Source organism: Clavibacter sp. MX14-G9D, from assembly GCF_032917815.1.
Taxonomy (GTDB): Bacteria; Actinomycetota; Actinomycetes; order Actinomycetales; family Microbacteriaceae; genus Clavibacter; species Clavibacter michiganensis_K.
This window is the reverse complement of sequence record NZ_JAVCVL010000425.1, coordinates 1-703: the sequence shown is the minus strand read 5'-3', so window position 1 is coordinate 703 and position 703 is coordinate 1. Positions and strand designations below refer to the sequence as shown.

Genomic DNA, 703 nt, shown 5'->3' with positions numbered 1-703 from the left:
GGCGGTGCTGTGGTGGCTCATCCCGGCCGACGCGGGGCGGCCGGTCGGCGCCATCCGCGCGGCCCGGGAGGAGGCGCTGGCACCGGTACCGGCACCCCGCGGATCCCGCGCTCCCGGCCCCGCCGCCGACCGCTGGGCCGCCGTCCGGGACCGCCGCCTCCTCGCCTTCTCCGGCCTGTTCGCCGTCGACCTCGTGGCCTACAACCAGCTCTACCTCGGGCTGCCGCTGGAGCTCGAGCGGGTGGGAGCGGGCATGGGCGCGATCGGATCCGCGTTCCTCGTCGTCTCGCTCCTCACGATCGCGCTGCAGTGGCCGGTCGCCCTCCTGGCGCGCCGCCTCGGGCCGGGCCGGGCGCTCGCCACCGGGTTCGCGCTGACGGCCGCCGGCTTCGTCGCGCTGGCCCTCTCCTCCGTGGTGCCGCCGCCCGAGGGCGCCGAGCTCGCGCCCGCGGCCGTGCTCGTGGTCTGCCTGACGCTCGGCCACATGACCGTCGGTCCCGTCGCCATGGAGCTCGTGCCGGCGTTCGCCGCCGGTCGGCCCACCGCGTCCTCGTACGGGCTGCTCGCCAGCTGCGGCGGCGTCGCCGTGCTCGTGGCGGGCGGGGTGGTCGGGTCCCTGCTGGACGCGGCCCCCGTCCTCGCCTGGGGGATCCTCGCGGCGGCCGCCGTCATCGCCGCCGCGGGCCTGCCCCGCCTGCTGCCC

The 703-nt window shown here is 78.8% G+C and carries 1 protein-coding gene; it reads left to right on the top strand.

Annotated features, from left to right (window positions below; all coding sequences use genetic code 11):
• Positions 1-703, top strand: a 703-nt coding sequence (locus Q6969_RS16095; protein WP_396335568.1) for an MFS transporter, incomplete at both ends; no start/stop codon positions are given.